This is a genomic window from Caballeronia humi (assembly GCF_001544475.1).
GTDB classification, from domain to species: Bacteria; Pseudomonadota; Gammaproteobacteria; order Burkholderiales; family Burkholderiaceae; genus Caballeronia; species Caballeronia humi.
Genome location: NZ_FCNW02000138.1, coordinates 1 through 3,155, shown reverse-complemented (window position 1 = coordinate 3,155; position 3,155 = coordinate 1). Strand labels below are relative to the sequence as shown.

Annotated in this window: 3 protein-coding genes; all 3 read right to left on the bottom strand. The window is 63.6% G+C overall.

Annotation, left to right across the window (positions count from 1 at the left end; all coding sequences use genetic code 11):
• A partial coding sequence (locus AWB65_RS34430) for a 3-hydroxyacyl-CoA dehydrogenase NAD-binding domain-containing protein (protein ID WP_235008095.1) occupies positions 1-999 on the bottom strand: 999 nt, incomplete at its 3' end.
• 7 nt (positions 1,000-1,006) lie between these two features.
• The gene (gene pcaF, locus AWB65_RS34425; RefSeq protein ID WP_087671211.1) at positions 1,007-2,209 is read right to left on the bottom strand and encodes a 3-oxoadipyl-CoA thiolase; all 1,203 of its coding nucleotides are present in this window, start codon (positions 2,207-2,209) and stop codon (positions 1,007-1,009) included.
• A 132-nt stretch (positions 2,210-2,341) separates the two neighbouring features.
• Positions 2,342-3,136: an enoyl-CoA hydratase-related protein gene (locus AWB65_RS34420; protein WP_087671210.1), complete on the bottom strand. Its 795-nt coding sequence runs from the start codon at positions 3,134-3,136 to the stop codon at positions 2,342-2,344.
• Between the last annotated feature and the right edge of the window lie 19 nt (positions 3,137-3,155).

Below are 3,155 nucleotides of genomic sequence, written 5' to 3'. Positions count from 1 at the left end.
CACTTCAACGTCCAACGTTTGGAGCAAATCGAGCACCCGCTGCGCTTCGTCCGGATGACGAGAACTCACCCACACCGCGGCGGGCTTCCATCCAGTCCTCTCTCGAGCCGAGACCGGCTCCGACACCCTGGTTCCACCGTCATACTCATAGAAGCCCGAACCGCTCTTACGCCCCAGCATTCCCCCGGCAAGACGTATGGCCGTAATAGGGGACGGTCGGAACCTCGGCTCGTCATAGAACTGCCGATAAATCGATTCCATCACCGGGTGCGACACATCGAGACCGGTCAAGTCCAGCAGTTCGAATGGACCCATGCGAAAGCCCATCTGCTCACGCACGATGGCGTCGACTGTCGGCTCGTCAGTCACGCCCTCCTGAACGATGCGCAAGCCCTCCGTATTGAGCCCGCGCCCAGCATGATTCACGATGAAGCCTGGCATGTCGCGACAACGGACTGCCGTATGTCCGAGTTGCTGGGCGAGCGAGGCGAGCCAGTCGATGGTGGCGTCGCCCGAACGCAGGCCGCGCACGACTTCGACTACTTTCATGAGCGGCACGGGGTTGAAGAAGTGATAGCCCGCAACCCGCTCAGGATGACGACACCCTGCGGCAATTGCCGTGATTGACAATGACGACGTGTTCGAAGCGAGCACCGCGTCGTCGCGCACGACCTCCTCGAGCTGGGCAAACAACGATCGCTTCACTTCCAGCTTCTCGACGATCGCCTCGACCACCAGATCGCAATCGGCGAGTCCGCCGACGGAGTCCACCGGTTGAAGGCGACGCAGTGCCGCTTGCGCCTGCTCCGAGGTGAGTTTGCCCTTGGCAGCGAGCTTGTCGAGCATGGCGCCGATCGCAGCGATGGCGCGCGCGGCCGCGGCCGTATCGATGTCCATTAGCCGGACTTCTAGACCAGCAACCACCGCGATTTGGGCAATTCCCTGCCCCATGGCTCCTGCACCCACAATTCCAATCTTCGCGTGTTGAACGTTTTTCATGTCGACCTCAGACCCGTTCAATCGCGATAGCAATGCCCTGCCCTACGCCGATGCACATCGTGCAGAGCGCGAAACGGCCGCCGGTGCGTTGAAGCTGGTAGCTCGCGGTCGTAACGAGGCGCGCGCCGCTCATGCCGAGCGGGTGGCCGAGTGCGATCGCACCCCCGTTCGGGTTGACGCGGGGATCGTCATCCGCGACGCCGAGCATGCGCAGCACCGCCAAGCCTTGCGATGCAAACGCTTCGTTCAGCTCGATCACGTCGAACTGATCGATCGTCATGTTCAGGCGCTTCAGAAGTTTCTGAGTCGCGGGCGCCGGGCCGATGCCCATCACGCGCGGCGGCACGCCGGCCGTCGCGAGACCCAGAATGCGCGCACGCGGCACGAGGCCGAAACGCTTCGCGCTGTCTTCGTCAGCGAGCAAAAGCGCGGCCGCGCCGTCGTTCACGCCCGACGCATTGCCCGCCGTCACGCTGCCGTCCGGGCGCACGACGCCCTTCAGCTTCGCCAGCGCCTCGATGCTCGTCTCGCGCGGATGCTCGTCCTGCGACACGACGATCGGATCGCCCTTCTTCTGCGCGATCGTCACCGCGACGATTTCCTGCGCGAACGTGCCGTCGGCCTTCGCGCGCGCCGCCTTCCGCTGGCTGCGCACGGCGAACGCGTCCTGATCGGCGCGGCTCACCTTATAGTCATCCGCGACGTTTTCCGCCGTTTCCGGCATCGAATCGACGCCGTGCAGCTTTTTCATCAGCGGATTGACGAAGCGCCAGCCGATGGTCGTGTCGTAGATGTCGGCCTGACGCGAGAACGCCGAGGTCGCCTTGCCCTGTACGAACGGCGCGCGGCTCATGCTCTCCACGCCGCCCGCGATCAGGAAGCTCGCCTCGCCCGACTTGATCGCGCGCGCGGCAATGCCGATCGCGTCCATGCCCGAGCCGCACAGGCGGTTCACTGTCGTTCCCGGAACACCTTCGGGAAAGCCGGCCAGCAACGTCGACATGCGCGCGACGTTGCGATTGTCTTCGCCCGCCTGATTCGCGCAGCCGAAGATCACTTCCTCGACGGCGTTCCAGTCGACGTCCTTGTTGCGCTCCATCAGCGCGCGCAGCGGCACGGCGCCGAGATCGTCGGCCCGCACCGACGACAGCGCACCCGCATAGCGGCCGATCGGCGTACGAATCGCATCACAAATGAAAGCGTCTCTCATGTAAACCTCCTGTAGTTACGCGACCGTACGCGCGCAACGCTGCGAAGCCACAGCTTGCGTCGGTTTCCGTGTCGATCACTGATTCAATGCGTCAAACCATTCGCCATCGTCAGCGATGCGAAGGACCGAGCTTCACGCCCCGCGATACAGCGGCTGGCGCTTTTCGAGGAACGCTCGCATGCCTTCCTCCTGATCGCTCGTATCGAAGAGGAGCTGAAACGCCTTGCGTTCCAAAAGCAAAGCGCCGTCGAGCGGCAGGTTCTGTCCGGCGTTGACGACCTCTTTGATCGCCCGGACAGCGAGCGGCGGCATGCTGGCGATGTCGCGCGCTAGTGCTAGCGCTCGCTCCAAGGCGGCGCCTGTGTCGGCAAGCTCGGAGACGAGGCCCATTGCTAACGCCATCTCCGCATCGACCGGCTCGCCGGTCAGGATCATCTTCATTGCCCGATATTTGCCGATGGTCCTTAGCAGCCGCTGCGTTCCACCTGCGCCGGGCATGATGCCGACGCGAATCTCTGGCTGACCGAATCGCGCTCCGCGACCCGCGACGATCATGTCGCAGGCAAGCGCCAGTTCGCAGCCACCGCCCAGCGCATAACCTTCGACCGCCGCAATCACGGGCTTGCGGCATGCAGCGATGGTCCGGAACGCGCGGCTCGTGTCGCGCGCCGTATGTTCACCGGAAGTCATGTTCACCATCTCGACGATGTCGGTGCCGCCGACGAAGAACGAGTTCCCGCCGGTCAGCACAATCACGCGCACGTCCAGGTCGGCGTCCGCCGCGGCAAACGCCTCATCGAGTTGCTGCTTTACGTCAAGGCTGAGCGCATTGCGGCGCTCGGGGCGATCAATGCGAATCACGCAGACCGCCGACTCGGGACGCTCGCAGATCACGACGTTTCCGGTACTCGGTTCTGATGTCTTCATAAAACCCTCGTTTAAGACT